This is a genomic window from Ochrobactrum sp. PL_is483 (assembly GCF_055816855.1).
Genome location: NZ_JBVPGS010000039.1, coordinates 128,005 through 145,072 on the forward strand (window position 1 = coordinate 128,005; position 17,068 = coordinate 145,072).

Here is a 17,068-nt window from a genome sequence, read left to right on the forward strand (position 1 = left end):
CATGAATGCACAGAACCTAGCTTCCGGATCGGCCTATTTCATTGCAGCCGAAACCCAGACCCCGGAAACGCATACACTCGCCGTTCTTGTCGACAACGAACCGGGCGTCCTTGCCCGCGTGATCGGCCTTTTTTCCGGGCGTGGCTACAATATCGAAAGCCTGACGGTTTCGGAAACCGAACATGAAAAGCACCTGTCGCGCATTACGATCGTAACGCGCGGCACCCCGCATGTGCTGGATCAGATACGCCACCAGCTGGCCCGCATTGTGCCGGTGCATCGTGTTGTCGATCTCAGCCATCGTGCTTTCGAACTCGGTCACGACCGTCCTGTCGAGCGTGAACTCGCTCTGGTGAAAGTCGCCGGCAAAGGTGAGGCAAGGGCCGAGACGCTTCGTCTTGCCGATGCGTTCAAGGCAAAGGTGGTTGATGCGACGACCGATCATTTCATCCTGGAGATTACCGGGAAGCCCGCCAAGATCGATCAGTTCATCTCGATCATGAAGCCGCTGGGTCTGGTTGAGACCTGCCGCACGGGTGTTGCGGCCATGAACCGCGGCCCGGAAGGCATGTAAGGCTTCCGATCAAAATCGATACAATATCGACGAAAACCGGCACAATGTTTCGATTGTGCCGGTTTTTTATTGAGCTAATTTGTCCCTATAAATCGGGGCCATCTTATGTCGATCGAAATTTTTCTGGCGCTTCTCGTCTTCGCCTTCGTCTCATCCGTTACACCGGGACCAAACAATCTGATGCTTCTGGCGTCGGGCGTGAATTTCGGCTTCCGCCGCACCATTCCGCATATGCTGGGGATCGGTGTCGGCTTTTTTGTATTGCTGCTGGCCGTTGGTTTCGGCCTTGGCGCTTTGATCGAAACGGTACCGTCATTCTATACCGCACTGAAATTCGCCGGTGGCGCCTATATGCTTTACCTCGCATGGAAAATTGCCATGTCGCGTTCCATTGGGGAGGCAAAACATCGGGACAAGGCTGAACCCATGACGTTCTTGCAGGCAGCGGCGTTTCAATGGGTCAATCCAAAAGCCTGGGTGATGGCGATCACAGGAATTGCCACCTACGCCAATCATGACAACTATTATGTCGCGGTATTTCTGGTCAGCGCTGCTTTCGCGATTGTGAATTTGCCGAGCGTTTCGGTCTGGGCGGGATTTGGCACATTGTTGCGCAACTGGCTTTCCGATCCCGTTCGGTTGAAATGGTTCAATCTAATCATGGCCTTGTTGCTCGTCTTGAGTCTTTGGCCGATGCTGAAATAAAGAATGAAGAGGCGAATGATGAACAAGCTTCCAACTTACGATGACGTGGTTTCGGCTGCAAAGCAGATCGAAGGCTACGCACACCATACGCCGGTGTTCACATCGTCAACCATTGACCGTGAAACCGGTGCGCAGTTCTTCTTCAAATGCGAGAATTTTCAGCGCACCGGCGCGTTCAAGTTTCGCGGCGCTTTCAATGCACTGTCGCGGTTTACGGACGAGCAGAAGGCGCGGGGCGTGTTGGCTTTTTCGTCCGGCAATCACGCCCAGGCGATAGCGCTTGCAGCAAAATTACTTGGCATCGGCGCGACTATCATCATGCCCGAGGACGCGCCGCGCGCCAAGCTTGATGCGACGCGAGGCTATGGCGCGAAGGTAGTAACCTATAACCGTTATGAAGAAGATCGCGATGCGATTTCAAACAGGCTGGCGGAGGAGGGCGGGCTGACCCTCATTCCGCCGTTCAATCATCCTGATATCATCGCCGGTCAGGGGACTGCTGCCAAGGAATTGATCGAAGAAACCGGTCCTCTCGACGCATTGTTTGTCTGCCTGGGCGGCGGTGGTCTGCTTGCCGGTTCGGCACTCGCCGCGAAAGCCTTGTCACCTGCTTGCGATGTCTACGGCGTGGAACCGGAGGCTGGAAATGACGGTCAGCAATCTTTGCGCTCCGGCAAGATAGTCCACATCAATGTGCCAAAGACGCTCGCGGATGGTGCCCAGACGCAGGCGCTGGGTGACATGACCTTTGCCATCATTCGCGACACTGTTCGCGATATTCTGGCGGTCAGCGATGATGAACTCGTGAAAGGCATGAAATTCTTCGCCAGCCGGATGAAAATGGTCGTGGAGCCAACCGGCTGTCTCGCCTTTGCGGGAGCGCGGCAGATGGCGTCCGGGCTGCAAGGCAAGCGGGTGGGCGTGATCGTCAGTGGCGGCAATGTCGATCTCGACAGGTTTGCAACTTTGGTGAGCAAAGGCGTTTGATCACGGTTTGATCTTGTTTTCAGGCGGCGAATCCTGTCTGAAGGAGCCATGCAGTTTTCACCGGAACAGGATCAGGCGCTGAAAGCGGTCGGGCAATGGCTCAAAGACGGCCGCAGCCCCATTTTCAGATTGTTCGGCTATGCGGGTACGGGCAAGACGACGCTCGCCCGCTATTTTGCCGAGCATGTGGATGGCGACGTGCAGTTTGCTGCCTTTACCGGCAAGGCAGCACAGGTGCTGCGCTCGAAAGGCGCCAGCAATGCCCGCACGCTTCATTCACTGATCTATCGCCCGCGTGGCGAAGAAGCGATTGAAGACGAAACGACCGGCAAGACTTCCATCGCGCCGACCTTCTCGCTTAACCGGCAGAGTCCGGTCGCCAAAGCAGCTATGATCGTGGTGGACGAATGTTCCATGGTGGATGAGGCGCTGGGACGGGACCTGATGAGTTTCGGAACGCCTATTCTTGTCCTTGGCGATCCGGGACAGTTGCCTCCGATTTCCGGCGGCGGGTTTTTCACGGAACATGAGCCGGATTATCTCCTGACCGAGATTCATCGTCAGGCGCAGGACAATCCGATCATCCGCATGGCGCTTGACGTGCGCGAGGGGCGTGAGCTTCCCTATGGCGACCACGGCGCTGCGAAGGTTATCGGCAAGGGTGATGTCAATCAGGAAATGGTGTTGGCTGCCGATCAGGTGCTGGTCGGGACCAATCGGACCCGGCGTCGTTACAATCAGCGCCTGCGGGAGTTGAAGGGCTTTACTGCGGATTATCCGCAGGCTGGCGACAAGCTGGTGTGCCTCCGCAACGATCCTGCCAAGGGGCTTCTGAACGGATCGCTCTGGAAGGTGATGACATCATCCAAGGAAACCGTGAAACCCGGCATCAATCTGCTCGTAACGCCCGAGGACGATGACCGCGGGGTTGCGAAGATCAAGCTGTTGAAGGCGCAGTTCGAAGATCCCGACAGCGAAATTCCGTGGCAGACCAAAAAGCGCTATGACGATTTCGATTATGGCTACGCCCTGACCGTTCATAAAGCGCAGGGTTCCCAATGGGACGAAGTGGTGCTTTTTGATGAGAGTTTTGCGTTTCGCGATACGCGTGAGCGCTGGCTTTATACGGCCATTACGCGCGCCGCCGAACGTCTGACCATCGTAAAATAGTCATTCTTCGGTTGGTCTCGCACCAAGCCATATCCAAGCTTCTTCTTCTTCGTCCGCTTCAAATGCCCGGAGTTCTATCGAGAGGAACGGCTGCATGAGAGTTATGCTGGCCTGTATCCACAGGGGGCCGCCGACGATAGCATAGCGGCGAAGTTTTTTGAGCGATTTGGCACGCATGGACAACATGCTCTCCGAGAACGCAGCGGTCCAGTCGAATCCTTCATAGCCAGTGAGGCGGATCAGCAGATCGACTTCGTCGTGTGTTTCGTAAGCAGCATCAAGAAGCCCGTAAAGGTTCTCCAGCGAGGCATCGTCAAGATGGCCTTCGATAGCAAAAGCGAAAACGTCGTCCCGGTTTGTTGGAATGCGGCGAATGACGGGTATGTCTTCGTTTCGCATTATGGACCTCCATCATTGATCGGACTTAGAGCGCGTTTCGATCTGATGAATCAGATCGGCGCACTAACCCATTGTTGTTGGCGCGCATCTCTCCGAAAACCGTTTCACACTTTTCGGGATGCGCTCTAAACGCCAAAGCAACGGCAAAGGTTGCGTCATGTCGCAAATTGATGTGAACTGGAAAAACTCTGCAAACCCAATTTGTTACAAGCAATTGCGCTATTGGGGATTGTGGCTGCGGTGCGACGGCAAAACACTCACATTTTTTCGTGGCAGGCGTTATAAAGCGGAATATTCATCCGGGAGTCTCCAATGCCTGCGAAATTATCGGTTAATCTCAATGCCATAGCAATGCTGCGAAACCGGCGCGATCTGCCGTGGCCAAGCGTTACCGGTCTGGGGCGCGCCGCTCTGGTTGCCGGTGCGGCAGGATTGACCGTTCATCCGCGCCCCGATCAGCGGCACATCCGGTTTTCCGATCTCGGTGATATACGGGCTTTGATCGATGACGAGTTCCCGCAAGCCGAGTTCAATATTGAAGGCTTTCCGAGCGAGGCCTTCCTTGATCTGGTGGAGAAACACCAACCGGAACAGGTGACGCTTGTGCCTGATGACCCGACACAGGCGACGTCGGATCATGGCTGGGATTTCGTGTCGAAAGCTGATTTTCTGGCGCCGATCGTGACCCGCCTGAAAGCCGGTGGAATGCGGGTGTCATTGTTCGCCGATCCCGATCCTCTGGGGTACGAACAGGCAAAGGCCATTGGTGCTGACCGCGTGGAACTCTACACCGGACCCTATGGCGCAACTTATGATGACCCGTCGGCTGCAGCGCGTGAACTGGATTGTTTGGAAAAAGCTGCAAATGTTGCTACGACGTTGGGACTAGCTATCAATGCGGGGCATGATCTGACAGTAGACAACCTGCCTGCGCTGGTGAAACGTATCCCGCAGTTGAGCGAAGTTTCCATCGGGCATGGATTGACAGCTGATGCACTGATGTATGGGATGCCGATGACGGTGAGCCGCTACATCGCAGCCTTGGCATAATGCATCAGTCAATGCGCTTATTGCATGGCTCGGATTGGAGCTTTGCAAAAAGTGCATTTGCATTCGGACGAGACAAGCTTTAGGCGTCCGCCACTATTTATATGCGTTGGGGGCGCGCAGGATTGTATGAGGGAAGCATTGAAGCAGTTTTCCGACGTCCGCTTTCCGCGCCGAGGCAATTCTATAGCTATTGCATTCGGGCAGATTGCTACGCTCAATCGGCATAACGTCCATGATTAAAAGCGATTTGGGCAAAGATGCGGCCACGATGCTGCAATCCGCAACTTTTTGCGAAGACCTTCATTATCTCAAATCTACCCCCATTAACGCCAGCCGAAACCGTTTCAGGAAGTTGCGAGGTGCCTGCGCATGAGCGGTGAGCTAAATGGCAATGACACGCCGGTACAGGCCGCTATGCCTGCTGTTGGTGTTCCTGAAAGCGCGGCTTTTGCTGAAGACGCAGAGCATCACAATGAGGGCATGAAGACGCTGGTGCTCGGAGCGCTGGGCGTCGTCTATGGTGACATCGGCACCAGCCCTATCTACGCTTTTCGCGAGGCACTCCATGCGGCGGCAAGTGACGGTATTCTTGCCCGCAGCGACATCCTGGGTGTTGTTTCGTTGATTTTCTGGGCGCTGACGCTGATCGTTACGATCAAGTATGTCCTGTTCGTGTTGCGTGCCGATAATAATGGCGAAGGGGGAATTCTTTCGCTGATGGCTCTTGTCAGAAGCGCGCTGAAAGGCAGGCCCGACCTGATCCTTGGCGCAGGCATTTGCGGAGCGGCGCTGTTCTTCGGCGATGCGGTCATCACGCCTGCAATTTCGGTTCTTTCGGCGATGGAAGGTCTTGAGATTGTTGCGCCCGATCTCACGCCGTTTGTGGTTCCCATCACTGTCGTTATTCTTGTGACACTGTTTTCGGTCCAGAAATTGGGCACCGGCAAGGTGGCAATCGTTTTCGGACCGATCATGGCCTTGTGGTTTCTGGCGCTGGCCGCGTCCGGCCTTTGGCATATTTTCGACGACCCTACGGTAATGGTGGCGCTTAATCCCTATTACGCGGTACGCTTTCTGGTGGTTAGTCCGGGCATCGCATTCATTACGGTGGGTGCTGTCTTCCTCGCGATGACCGGTGCGGAAGCCCTTTATGCCGATCTCGGGCATTTTGGGCGCAAGCCGATCGTGCGGGCATGGCTATGGGTTGTGTTTCCAAGCCTGCTTCTCAATTATTTCGGGCAGGCTGCATTTATTCTTTCTCACGGTGAAGCGGCTGCGCTGCCGTTTTTCCAGATGATGCCAAGTTTCGCGCTCCTGCCCATGGTTTTGCTGGCAACTGCTGCAACTGTAATCGCGAGCCAGGCGGTGATTACCGGTGCGTATTCCGTGGCGCGTCAGGCCGTTCAGCTCAACATTCTTCCGCGCCTCGAAATCCAGCACACCTCGGAAAAACTGCACGGCCAGATTTATATTCCGCGCGTCAACCTGCTTTTGGGGCTGGCGGTGGTCATTCTGGTGCTCGGCTTCGAAAAATCCAGCAATCTGGCGGCAGCTTATGGCATTGCCGTCACCGGCAACATGCTGGTCACGACGGTTCTGCTCTATATAGTGATGACCCGTATCTGGAATTGGCGGGTTAGCCGCGCCTTGCCTATTATTCTGGGTTTTCTCATCATCGATATAATGTTCTTCAGTGCGAACATCATCAAGGTTCACGAAGGCGGGTGGGCGTCGATCGGTATCGCAGTGGTACTCGTTCTCATCATGTGGACCTGGGTACGCGGAACGCGTCACCTCTTTCACAAGACCCGCAAGGCCGAAGTTCCGCTTGATCTCATCGTTCAGCAGATGACCAAACGTCCGCCGACCATCGTGCCGGGTACGGCCGTGTTTCTGACAGGCGATCCGAAAAGCGCTCCGACCGCACTTATGCATAGCCTGAAGCACTATAAGGTTCTGCATGAAAACAACGTCATATTGACGGTTGTGACGGCCTCGAAACCATGGGTTTCAAGTGCCGATCGGGCACGCGTGTCCCAATACAATGAGCGATTCATGCAGGTAACGCTCACCTTCGGTTATATGCAACAGCCGAACATTCCGCGAGCATTGGGTATCTGTCGCAAGCTCGGCTGGAAATTCGACATCATGACGACGTCCTTCTTCCTGTCGCGCCGGTCGCTCAAGGCGTCCGCTCACTCCGGTCTGCCGCTCTGGCAGGACAAGCTGTTCATCCTGCTCGCTCGAACGGCATCGGACGCAACAGAATATTTCCAGATTCCCACCGGTCGTGTCGTTGAGATTGGAACGCAGGTAAACCTTTAGCCTGGGACAATCTACGTCGGCCCCGAAAATCTAAAAACGCTTTCCAGACCCCAATATCTGGAGGGCGTTTTTTAGTGCGTTCAGCGGACCGAAATTGGGAGTGCGAGTTTCCGCAATTTGTGAAAACATGCTTGACCTGTGGCGGAACAATAATTATGAAATCAAGAACCGTACCGTACGGTACAAGTTGGAGGAAAAGGTTCCGTGACCGATACAGGCGACGAATTGCAGGCTCAGAAGCAGCAGGCTCTTTCGCCGCGTCAGAACGATGTTCTGGAGCAGGCGTTGCGCCTTCTGGTGGAAGGCGGGGATCGCGCTTTGACGACGGCAAGTATTGCACGTGCCGCCAACTGCTCGAAGGAAAGCCTCTACAAGTGGTTTGGTGATCGTGACGGTCTGCTGACGGCAATGGTTCGATGGCAGGCATCGAAGGTCCGCGTCGTGCCGCTGACACGGGAGAAACTCGACGCGGAGTCCCTGTTTTCCAGTCTGGAACATTTCGCGCGCGACTGGCTGCTGGTGTTGTCGGGAAAGACCTCAATTGCACTGAACCGGCTGGCGGTGAGCCATGCGGCATCCGGTAAATCGGCGCTTGGCGATATCGTGCTGGCGAATGGTCCTGTGGCCATGGCCAAGCGCCTCAATCCCATTCTCCATATGGGGCAGGAGGCGGGATTGCTTGCTTTCGACGATGTTGACGAGGCGTTTCGCACGTTCTTCGGGCTCGTCGTTCGGGACATGCAGATACGGTTGCTGCTTGGCGACCGTCTGGAGTTGACTGACGACGTGGTTATCCGGGATGCCCGGAGGGCCACCAAGCAGTTTTTTGCCCTCTATGGGGCCTAATCACATCGGCGGACGCAAGAAAGCCGAAGAACAATCTGAACGAAGGGAATAAGGAAATGCGCGTTTACTACGATCGGGATGCAGACGTTAACCTGATCAAGTCGAAGAAGGTGGTTATCGTCGGTTATGGCAGCCAGGGCCGCGCCCATGCGCTCAACCTCAAGGATTCCGGTGCGGCTAACGTGCGTGTAGCCCTTCGTGAAGGTTCCGCGACGGCAAAAAAGGCGCAGGCTGACGGCTTCGAAGTCATGAACGTTGCCGATGCTGCCAAGTGGGCCGATCTCATGATGATGGCAACGCCTGACGAACTGCAGGCTGACATCTACAAGGAACACATTCACGAGAATCTTCGTGATGGTGCCGCCATCGCGTTCGCCCATGGCCTCAACGTACATTTCGGCCTCATCGAGCCAAAGAAGTCGGTTGACGTCGTCATGATCGCGCCGAAAGGCCCGGGTCATACGGTTCGCGGCGAATACCAGAAGGGCGGCGGCGTTCCGTGCCTTATCGCCATTCATCAGGATGCTTCGGGCAACGCTCATGATCTGGCGCTCTCTTACGCGTCAGGCGTCGGCGGCGGCCGTTCTGGCGTCATCGAAACCACCTTCAAGGAAGAGTGCGAAACCGATCTGTTCGGCGAACAGGCAGTTCTTTGCGGCGGTGTTGTCGAGCTGATCCGCACCGGTTTCGAAGTTCTGGTTGAAGCCGGCTATGCGCCGGAAATGGCTTACTTCGAGTGCCTGCACGAAATGAAGCTGATCGTGGACCTGATCTACGAAGGCGGCATCGCCAACATGAACTACTCGATCTCGAACACCGCCGAGTGGGGCGAATACGTCACTGGTCCGCGTATCATTACCGCCGAAACCAAGGCTGAAATGAAGCGCGTCCTGAAGGACATCCAGACCGGCAAGTTCACCTCGGACTGGATGCAGGAGTGGAAGGCCGGCGGCGCACGCTTCAAGGGTATCCGTCGTCTCAACGACGCTCACCAGATCGAAGAAGTTGGCGGCAAGCTGCGCGCCATGATGCCGTGGATCGAAAAGAACAAGCTGGTCGACAAGGCTCGCAACTAAGCTCCGGCTTCCACAATTCGAGTAAGGGGGCGTTTCATGCGCCCCTTTATTGCTTGGTGCGGAGGAAGGCTTGCGTGTTCCTCGCGAACGAAAAGAACTCAAAATCTGCGCCAGGTTTTTCGTTTCATGCACTTTGGGAGCCAAAACAATTCCGAATATCTTTATTCCATAGAAGCATGGGGAAAGCTGTTCTCGTCTGCCCCAAAGTGCGCTAGAGCTTCATATCCAATAGCCAAGTTTTGAGGAGACTTTGCTATTACAAGTTCCGTAAAATGTACGGATAGTCTAATTGAGGAGATTTCCCGTGTTGGACTGGGAAAATGTATTTGCAACGCGCTCGAAACGTATGCGCGCATCGGAAATCCGCGAACTGCTGAAGCTTCTGGAACGTCCCGATATTATTTCGTTTGCGGGCGGAATTCCTGATCCGGCGCTTTTCCCGCACGAAGAATTCCAGGCGGCCTATAAGGACATTCTCACCGGCCCTGAAGCCAATGCAGCGCTGCAATATTCCATTTCGGAAGGCTACAAGCCGCTGCGTACCTGGCTGGTGGGTGAGCTTTCCAAGATCGGCATTCCCTGCACGGAAGACAATGTGTTCATCACATCGGGTTCGCAGCAGGCTCTCGATTATCTCGGCAAGCTGTTCCTGTCGCCCGCCGATACGGCGCTCGTGACCGCCCCGACCTATCTGGGTGCGCTTCAGGCTTTCAACGCATATGAGCCGAATTACGATATACTGGCGATCAAGGGCAATCGCACACCGGAATCTTATGCGCAGGCAGCGGAAAAAGCTGGCGGACAGGTGAAGTTCGCTTACCTGTCTGCTGATTTCAGCAATCCGACCGGCGAAACCGTCGATCTTGCTGGCCGCGAGAAATTGCTCGCGCAGGCGGACGAACTCGACATTCCGGTGATCGAAGATGCAGCCTACCAGTATCTTCGCTACAATGGCGATGCGATTTCGCCGATCCTGGCGCTCGACATTGCGCGTAACGGCGGCGATATCGAGAAAACCCGCACCATCTACTGCGGCTCCTTCTCCAAGACACTGGCGCCGGGTCTGCGTGTCGGCTATGTGGTGGCGTCAAAGCCGGTCATTCGCAAGCTTGTTCTGATGAAGCAGGCAGCGGACCTTCATTCATCCACCATCAACCAGATCGCCATTCAGCGCGTAGCGAGTGGGGGCTTTGATGCCCAGGTGGCGAAGCTGCACAGGGTCTATAAGCATCGTCGCGACAAGATGCTCGAGGCGCTGGCGAAGTATATGCCGGAGACCACAAGCTGGACGAAGCCAGAGGGCGGCATGTTCGTCTGGGTTACGTTGCCGGAAGGCATGGATGGCGCTGCACTTCTTGCGGCATCTATCGATAGCGAGAAAGTCGCATTCGTTCCGGGCAGGGCGTTCTTCGCCGATGGCAGCGGAGCCAACACGCTGCGTCTCAGCTATTCCTGCGCCAATGACGAAATGATCGATGAAGGCATAAAGCGGCTGGGTCGCCTGATACGCGCCCACACAAAATCCGCTGCTGCCTGATCAGCATAAAAGCCGGGCTGTGACCCGGCTTTTTCTTTTCTAGAAAGGCGAATTGCAGCCTGTTCTTGGACCGGCCAGTGGCTGGTATGTATTGTCGGATGTTCGGTAGCTGCGATAGCGGTTCGAACACCACTGGATATGGTTGCTGCTCGGGCTCGCACCTGCAGTCGGCGGCTGCATTGTACGACGATATTGCAAAGCGTCGCCGTTCTTGTAATTCAATACGCCGTGCTCGGTAACATAAGTTCCGCTTTCCCGGCAAAGCGTTGAGCCATAGCAATTGCGGGCGCTCGGATCGGTACGATTGGCTCCCGCCTGGCCGCCGATAATCAACGGACCGCTTGGCTTCAATGAGGGAAGATACTGGCTGTTGCGCAGCTCGACGGCTGAAGCCGCATTCGCAATACCGGCAACACAAAGTCCGGTCAGTATCGTCAGGCGCAGAATTTTTCCCATCATCTCGGCTCGCTTCAATTCCTGTGCTTCGCATATATGGGTATCTTCCATGCCCAAATCACGGTTTCAGCAGAAATTTATTGGTTTCGGAGTTCATGCTCTTGCCAATCGCCCGGCAAGCGGAGAGATTGCGAAGAGATGTTTACCATAGCTACTTTCAATGTCGAAAATCTGATGCGCCGGTTCGATTTTTCCGGCTTTCGCAATGAATTGCATCAGGATCGCACCTTGCAATTGTTCGAAATCAGCGATGAGGCGCAGTATCGCCTTCTCGAACAGGCACGTGCCATCGCGCATGCCGACGATACGCGACAGATGACGGCCCTTGCTATAGCCGAAACGCGGGCCGACATTCTTTGCCTGCAGGAGGTGGACAATCTCGCTGCGCTCAATGCGTTCGAGTATGGCTATCTTTTCAAGATGATAGGCCATGGCTTCCGGCATAAATATCTGATCGACGGAAACGACAGCCGTGGCATCGATGTTGCCGTTATGATGCGTGACACGACACGGGATGGACAACCCATCGAGGTCGATGAAGTTACAAGCTACGCTTATGTAACCTATAATGATTTTGGTCTTTATGAACCTGCCCTTGGCGAGCTGGGCCTTGAACCTCATGACCGCATTTTCAAGCGTGATTGCCTGAATGTGGATATTCGCATTGCAGGAAAGCCCATATCGCTTTTTGTGACACATCTGAAATCGATGACGGGTGCCCGCAACGGTTTTGACGGACGGACAGCATCTCTGCCGGTGCGCCGCGCGGAAGCGCGAGCGATACGCCGTATCATCGAAGACAAGTTCGGGCCCTCCAATGTTGCTGACCGCCGCTGGTTGATCTGCGGCGATTTTAATGACTATCGCGAGCGGATCATCATCGGCGGCGATGAATGGAACGGCTATCAGTTCACGCAGACAGTTGAAGAAGAAAGTGCGCTTGATGTGCTTTTAGGAGATGGGTTTGCGGTCAATCTGGTTGATCGCAGGCCTGTTATGGACCGCTGGACGCTTTATCACACACGCGGGCCACAGGAGCGCCATCTTTGCCAGCTCGATTACATCATGGCATCGCCTTCATTGGCGCAGAAGAACGAAAAGGCGGTTCCGAACATTATCCGGCGCGGGCAGCCTTGGCGGACGATCTTTCCGCCCGGCCAACAGGTCGACCGTTATCCGCGAACCGGATGGGATCGCCCGAAAGCAAGCGATCATTGTCCGGTGGCGGTGACGCTGAATATGGTTTGAGTGATGGAACAGGTTCTGGAAAATACCGTCTACGTCATCGACAGGGCCAATGTCCGGGTTCTGCCCGGTCGTTTGTCGTATGCCGAGCAAAATAGCGAAGCGATTGCACTGAATTGGTCACGCGAGCGGGCTGCGAAACCAACATTGTTCGATGGCGAGTTCTATCTTGCTCCGCAAGCTGAATTGGCCGGGGGCCTATTTCAAGCCGGTTTTCAGCGCACCAGCTTCAAGACCCTGATGCACTGGCGGCACGATGCATCGCAGGCGCGACCGTGGCATATTTTTGGTGTCGGTGTGATTGTCTCCAGTGAAGGACATTTGATCGCCGGACGTATGAGCGCACAAAACGCGGGAGCGGGAAGGGTCTATTTTCCGGCTGGTTCGGTGGATGATAATGACATTGTCGATGGATATGTCGATTACGACGCCAACCGGTGGCGCGAAGTGCGGGAGGAAACCGGTCTCGATCTTCGTGATGCCAGAGCAGAGCAGCAAATCAATCTTGTGACCGGCAACCGTAGCGTAGCTCTTTTCCGCCGTTATTATTTCGATGCGCCGTCAGCAGAGCTTGTATCGCAGATTGAACAACATCTTTCCGCAGAGGCAGAACCGGAATTGTCGGAGATCATGCCGGTGACGGCTGCAGGGGCGATGGGCGAGGCCACGCCGACTTATGTGCGAGCCTTTGCAGACTGGCATTTCAACAATCTCTAAAGCTTGGTCAGACTTGCAGATGACAGCGCTGCGAAATTGGCTATGCTCGCAAATAATGCGAAGCACGAAGCATTGAAGTGACACAATCTTCGCAGTCTGTCTCATGAGCATGTTCGAGGGGAGAATGAGGGATGAGTGACGCCGCAGTTTCCGGCAGATTTTACGAGGTTTTCGACGTTTTCGCCGACAAGGCTCTGGCTGGAAATCCGCTGGCTGTCGTTCATGACAGCGAAGGTCTGAACGATACGAGCATGCAGGCTATCGCACGCGAGTTCAATCTTTCCGAAACGGTGTTCATTTTTCCGCCGAGCAACCCGGCGCATGAAGCAGCGGTGCGTATCTTCACGCCTGATTATGAGCTTCCCTTTGCCGGGCATCCAACGGTAGGGGCGGCCGTGTCCCTGGCCCGTCGTCGCGCAACGGGCGATGAAACGGACAGGCTCGTCGCTCTGGAAGAGAAAGTCGGTATTGTTCGCTGCGGTGTCATACTTGGCGAAAATAGCGCTTTTGCCGAATTCGATCTGCCTCGGTTGCCAGAGCGCCTCGACGTCAAGATCGAAAAGGAGGAAGCGGCGGCGGCGATCGGTCTGGGTACGCATGAGATCGGATTTGAGAACCACGTGCCAGCTGTATGGAGCGCAGGCACGCCTTATCTGCTTGTGCCGGTGCATAATCTGATTGCAGCGGCGAAAGTGTCCATTGACCCGGTCTATGTCAACGAGAGCCTGCCGCATGTCGATGGCCGACCCTTGCCAATTTATGTCTATTGTCGGGAAACGATCCTGTTCGACAGCAATTTCCATGCACGCATGTTTGTAACGGGTGCCAATGTCTATGAAGATCCCGCTACCGGTTCTGCCGCCGCAGCCTTTGCAGGTATGATTCAGAAGAACGACAAGCCCGTTGATGGCAGCTCTCAGTGGTGGATCGAGCAGGGTATGGAAATGGGGCGACCTTCACGGATTCGTCTTGAACTGGACGTTGCCAAACAGCAGCTCACCGGCGCCCGGATCGGAGGCACAGCGGTCAAGATCGCGGAAGGGCGCATGTTCGTCTGATAAAATTACCGCCCCCAGCGATTTGACTACGGTCAAGGCTGGAACTCCGCCCTATGTTAACCTGTCAGCAGACAAGCGAACGGCGGAGGTGAGCCATGATGATCAGGGAAATGTCGGAATACGATATCCGGAACATGATACAGCACACCCAACTGGGACGGCTGGCTTACGTTCTCGACAATCGTCCGTTTATCGTGCCGCTCAGTTTCCGGTTCAGCGGCGGCTCGCTCTACTCCTTCACAACGGATGGCCAGAAGACCGAGGCTTTGCGCAAGAACGATGCCGTTTGCATCCTTTTCGATCATATTGAATCCCGGACCAACTGGCGCACCGTGGTGCTGAACGGTCGATATCGGGAGATCGAACGCGAAGACGAGAAGAACTCGATCGTCGCGCTCATGGCTTCGGAGCCTACCTGGTGGGAACCCGCATACACAAAAACGGTTGCGAAAGACGGGCACGAACGCAAACTTGCACCCGTCTTTTTTCGCGTTGATATCGAAAGCGCGACAGGGCACCAAACCGGCTGAAATGATAAGCCGACATTTCAAGCCGTTTCGTTTTTGAATTACTTTACCACCAGAACCGGTGTGTTGCTCCGGGTCAGGACTTCATAGGTCTGGCTGCCTAACAGCATTCCTTTGAGGCCGCGGCGTCCATGGGAAGCCATGACGATGAGATCGTTGCGCAATTCTTTGGAGGTCTCGATGATGGATGTCGCCGGGTGCGGGGCGACCACATGCAGCGTATGAATCTCGAGCTCCGCATCCTTCGCCAATTCGCGTGCGCGGGCGAGGGATTTATCGGCGTATTCGTTCCATTCCTGCTCGAAGCGCTCGATGAAGGCCGGGCTGTCGGTCCAGCCGCCGGGAAGGCCGGAAACGGAATAGGGGGCAGTGACGGTCAGCACAGTTACCTTCGCGCCGACGCTATGCGCCAGTTTAAATGCATGGGCGAGACCACGCTCCGCAAACTCCGATCCATCGGTCGTGACGAGAATATTCTTGTACATGCTGCTCTCGCTGTTGGTTTTTCATCTTTAAGCTAGTGCGTTAAAGCGCCATATCAAACCCTTGCCGGACAGGTTATTTGGATGGAACGATTTCATGCCCCTCGACTGTGACGCATTTCACGCCACCTGGATAGCGACGGTTCTCAACCTCGATTGGCCGTCGCGGAGTTCAGCCCGCATTGAGGACGATTCGGAGCGTATAAAGCGCCAGAAACAGGAGTTGGTGCGGCTTTTCGATGAAGCGTCAGAGCATGGTATCAACGCTGTCATCTTTCAGGTGTCACCGACTGCCGATGCGCTCTATCAGTCATCTTATTTGCCATGGTCTTCCTATCTGACTGGAACTCTCGGCAAGAATCCGGGCTTTGATCCGCTGAAATTTGCTATTCAGGAAGCGCATAAGCGCGGCATAGAACTGCATGCATGGCTGAACCCCTATCGCGTTTCGATGGATACAAAGCCGTCAACGCGCAAGGAGTTGCGAAATTCGTCGAAGGAGTCGCCAGCCAGTGTTTATAAAACCCACCCTGATTGGGTTGGCGTATCGGCAGATCGTTATGTTCTCGATCCCGGCATTCCGGCGGTTCGCGAGTGGGTGACGAATGTAACGGCGGAGGTCGTGCAGAAATATGATGTCGATGGCATCCAGTTCGATGACTATTTCTACTACGAAACGGCATCGTCGCAACTTGATGACGCCAAATCATATGCGCAGTTTGGCACACGTTTTTCGAGTAAATACGAATGGCGTCGCTACAACACTCATACGTTGGTGCGGGAAATTTCCGACAAGATAAAGTCTATCAAACCAAACGTTCGTTTTGGCATCAGCCCGAGCGGTGTTTGGCGCAATGTTGCAGACGATCCGCGTGGTTCTGCGACGAAAGCCGGCAAAACCAATTATGACGGGGACTTTGCCGACACGCGGCGATGGGTCAAGGAAGGTCTGATCGACTATATCGCGCCTCAGATTTACTGGTCTTTTGGCCGCAAGGAGGTGTCCTACGGGACTATCGCCAAATGGTGGGCAGAGACGGTTCGGGGGACAAAGACCGATCTTTATATCGGCCTGGCACTTTATCGGGCCGGTTCGGGGACGACGCTCGAGCCCGGATGGCAGGCTGGCGATGGCGTGACAGAAATCAAACGTCAGCTTGAACTCAATGATTCCCTGCCGGAAGTGAAAGGGAGCATTCTATTTCGTCAGGGTTTTCTTTCCGATCCCAAAGTCAAAGGTGTGTCGGACTATCTGAAAAAGACATGGGGCAAGTGCGATCGCCGAAAATGACGACGGCAAAGGATAATTATCCGCAGGAATTGCCGCTTGTTTGATTGAAATCAAAGAGCCTCGTTTGAGCGGGTGCTAACCAGCCATCGTTGCCGGTTTCCACCAGAGCTGGTGACCCGGGGTGCCGAGGCCCTACTCGAATGGCACCCCGGCTATATCAATCTGTCGAGCGCATGAGCGCGATCTTTCTGCAACGTCGCCTGTCGACAGCCAGCGGGTGCTGTCGGCGTTGCTCCCCTCTGTTTCATCAAACCAGCACCCGCGCCCAATCTTTGAAAATGAGTATTTTAAAGCGTGTCGCGTTTTATCGTAGTCATATGACACGCTTTAAGTTTTTGTTTTCATGCATGTCTTTATCCTACAATCGGTTCCCACTTTTGGGAGACAAGCATTAGTAGTCTTGATCTTGATCAAGGCTGGCAACCGTAACCGTGGTTAGAACAAGTCCAGCCGGGAGTTTGCGATTCACAATCGCTTCCCCCAATTTCACCGGTTGCTAAATGAAAAGGTAGTTCCATATTTTCCCAGAAGGTTCCGGCGGATGCCGGAGGCGGGGCGGTGGGAACAATGAACCCTTGCAGACAGCGACCGCTCGCCGATGCTTCGTTCGAAGACGGTGTTGT

Annotated in this window: 17 protein-coding genes; 14 read left to right on the forward strand and 3 right to left on the reverse strand. The window is 54.8% G+C overall.

All coding sequences use genetic code 11. The annotated features are described in order from the left end of the window. The first annotated feature begins 1 nt into the window (after position 1). The 4 genes from ilvN (at position 2) to AC0TNJ_RS17595 (ending at position 3,436) form a co-directional block, all read left to right on the forward strand. The gene (ilvN, locus tag AC0TNJ_RS17580) at positions 2-574 is read left to right on the forward strand and encodes an acetolactate synthase small subunit (protein WP_122000458.1); all 573 of its coding nucleotides are present in this window, start codon (positions 2-4) and stop codon (positions 572-574) included. Between the two features lie 105 nt (positions 575-679). After that, on the forward strand, positions 680-1,279 hold the full coding sequence (locus AC0TNJ_RS17585) for a LysE family translocator (protein ID WP_473771853.1): 600 nt from the start codon (positions 680-682) through the stop codon (positions 1,277-1,279). An 18-nt stretch (positions 1,280-1,297) separates the two neighbouring features. Then, positions 1,298-2,266: a threo-3-hydroxy-L-aspartate ammonia-lyase gene (locus AC0TNJ_RS17590; RefSeq protein ID WP_473771854.1), complete on the forward strand. Its 969-nt coding sequence runs from the start codon at positions 1,298-1,300 to the stop codon at positions 2,264-2,266. A gap of 48 nt (positions 2,267-2,314) precedes the next feature. Further along, a complete protein-coding gene (locus AC0TNJ_RS17595) occupies positions 2,315-3,436 on the forward strand; it encodes an ATP-dependent DNA helicase (protein ID WP_010659776.1) in 1,122 nt (373 codons plus the stop codon). On the opposite strand, the gene AC0TNJ_RS17600 is transcribed toward AC0TNJ_RS17595, so the two are convergent. Then, entirely contained in the window at positions 3,437-3,835 is a 399-nt protein-coding gene (locus tag AC0TNJ_RS17600) for a SpoIIAA family protein (RefSeq protein WP_473771855.1), read from the reverse strand. 312 nt (positions 3,836-4,147) lie between these two features. On the opposite strand from AC0TNJ_RS17600, the gene AC0TNJ_RS17605 reads away from it, so the two are divergent. From AC0TNJ_RS17605 to AC0TNJ_RS17625, 5 genes are all read left to right on the forward strand, one after another. Next, positions 4,148-4,885, forward strand: coding sequence for a pyridoxine 5'-phosphate synthase (locus tag AC0TNJ_RS17605; protein WP_473771856.1), 738 nt, complete (start codon positions 4,148-4,150; stop codon positions 4,883-4,885). A gap of 369 nt (positions 4,886-5,254) precedes the next feature. After that, positions 5,255-7,210 (forward strand): potassium transporter Kup, encoded by a 1,956-nt coding sequence (locus tag AC0TNJ_RS17610; protein WP_122000462.1) that lies wholly within the window; start codon positions 5,255-5,257, stop codon positions 7,208-7,210. 204 nt (positions 7,211-7,414) lie between these two features. Then, positions 7,415-8,056, forward strand: a complete 642-nt coding sequence (locus AC0TNJ_RS17615) for a TetR/AcrR family transcriptional regulator (RefSeq protein WP_122000463.1) — start codon at positions 7,415-7,417, stop codon at positions 8,054-8,056. Positions 8,057-8,112: 56 nt separating this feature from the next. Beyond that, the gene (gene ilvC, locus AC0TNJ_RS17620) at positions 8,113-9,132 is read left to right on the forward strand and encodes a ketol-acid reductoisomerase (protein WP_473771857.1); all 1,020 of its coding nucleotides are present in this window, start codon (positions 8,113-8,115) and stop codon (positions 9,130-9,132) included. Between the two features lie 304 nt (positions 9,133-9,436). Beyond that, positions 9,437-10,669 (forward strand): aminotransferase-like domain-containing protein, encoded by a 1,233-nt coding sequence (locus AC0TNJ_RS17625; protein WP_473771858.1) that lies wholly within the window; start codon positions 9,437-9,439, stop codon positions 10,667-10,669. Positions 10,670-10,708: 39 nt separating this feature from the next. On the opposite strand, the gene AC0TNJ_RS17630 is transcribed toward AC0TNJ_RS17625, so the two are convergent. Then, positions 10,709-11,128 carry a BA14K family protein gene (locus AC0TNJ_RS17630; RefSeq protein ID WP_473771934.1) on the reverse strand — a complete coding sequence of 140 codons (420 nt, stop codon included), beginning with the start codon at positions 11,126-11,128 and terminating at the stop codon, positions 10,709-10,711. A 135-nt stretch (positions 11,129-11,263) separates the two neighbouring features. Here AC0TNJ_RS17630 and AC0TNJ_RS17635 point away from each other — a divergent pair, with 135 nt between their 5' ends. From AC0TNJ_RS17635 to AC0TNJ_RS17650, 4 genes are all read left to right on the forward strand, one after another. Then, positions 11,264-12,373 carry an endonuclease/exonuclease/phosphatase family protein gene (locus AC0TNJ_RS17635; protein WP_473771859.1) on the forward strand — a complete coding sequence of 370 codons (1,110 nt, stop codon included), beginning with the start codon at positions 11,264-11,266 and terminating at the stop codon, positions 12,371-12,373. A 3-nt stretch (positions 12,374-12,376) separates the two neighbouring features. After that, positions 12,377-13,087 (forward strand): NUDIX hydrolase, encoded by a 711-nt coding sequence (locus AC0TNJ_RS17640; protein ID WP_473771860.1) that lies wholly within the window; start codon positions 12,377-12,379, stop codon positions 13,085-13,087. A 131-nt stretch (positions 13,088-13,218) separates the two neighbouring features. After that, a complete protein-coding gene (locus tag AC0TNJ_RS17645) occupies positions 13,219-14,145 on the forward strand; it encodes a PhzF family phenazine biosynthesis protein (protein ID WP_473769571.1) in 927 nt (308 codons plus the stop codon). A 95-nt stretch (positions 14,146-14,240) separates the two neighbouring features. Beyond that, on the forward strand, positions 14,241-14,675 hold the full coding sequence (locus AC0TNJ_RS17650) for a pyridoxamine 5'-phosphate oxidase family protein (protein ID WP_473769570.1): 435 nt from the start codon (positions 14,241-14,243) through the stop codon (positions 14,673-14,675). Positions 14,676-14,713: 38 nt separating this feature from the next. On the opposite strand, the gene AC0TNJ_RS17655 is transcribed toward AC0TNJ_RS17650, so the two are convergent. Beyond that, entirely contained in the window at positions 14,714-15,157 is a 444-nt protein-coding gene (locus AC0TNJ_RS17655) for a universal stress protein (protein ID WP_473769569.1), read from the reverse strand. Positions 15,158-15,251: 94 nt separating this feature from the next. Between AC0TNJ_RS17655 and AC0TNJ_RS17660 the strand changes: the two genes are divergently transcribed. After that, a complete protein-coding gene (locus AC0TNJ_RS17660; protein ID WP_473771861.1) occupies positions 15,252-16,445 on the forward strand; it encodes a glycoside hydrolase family 10-like protein in 1,194 nt (397 codons plus the stop codon). The last annotated feature ends 623 nt before the right edge of the window (positions 16,446-17,068 follow it).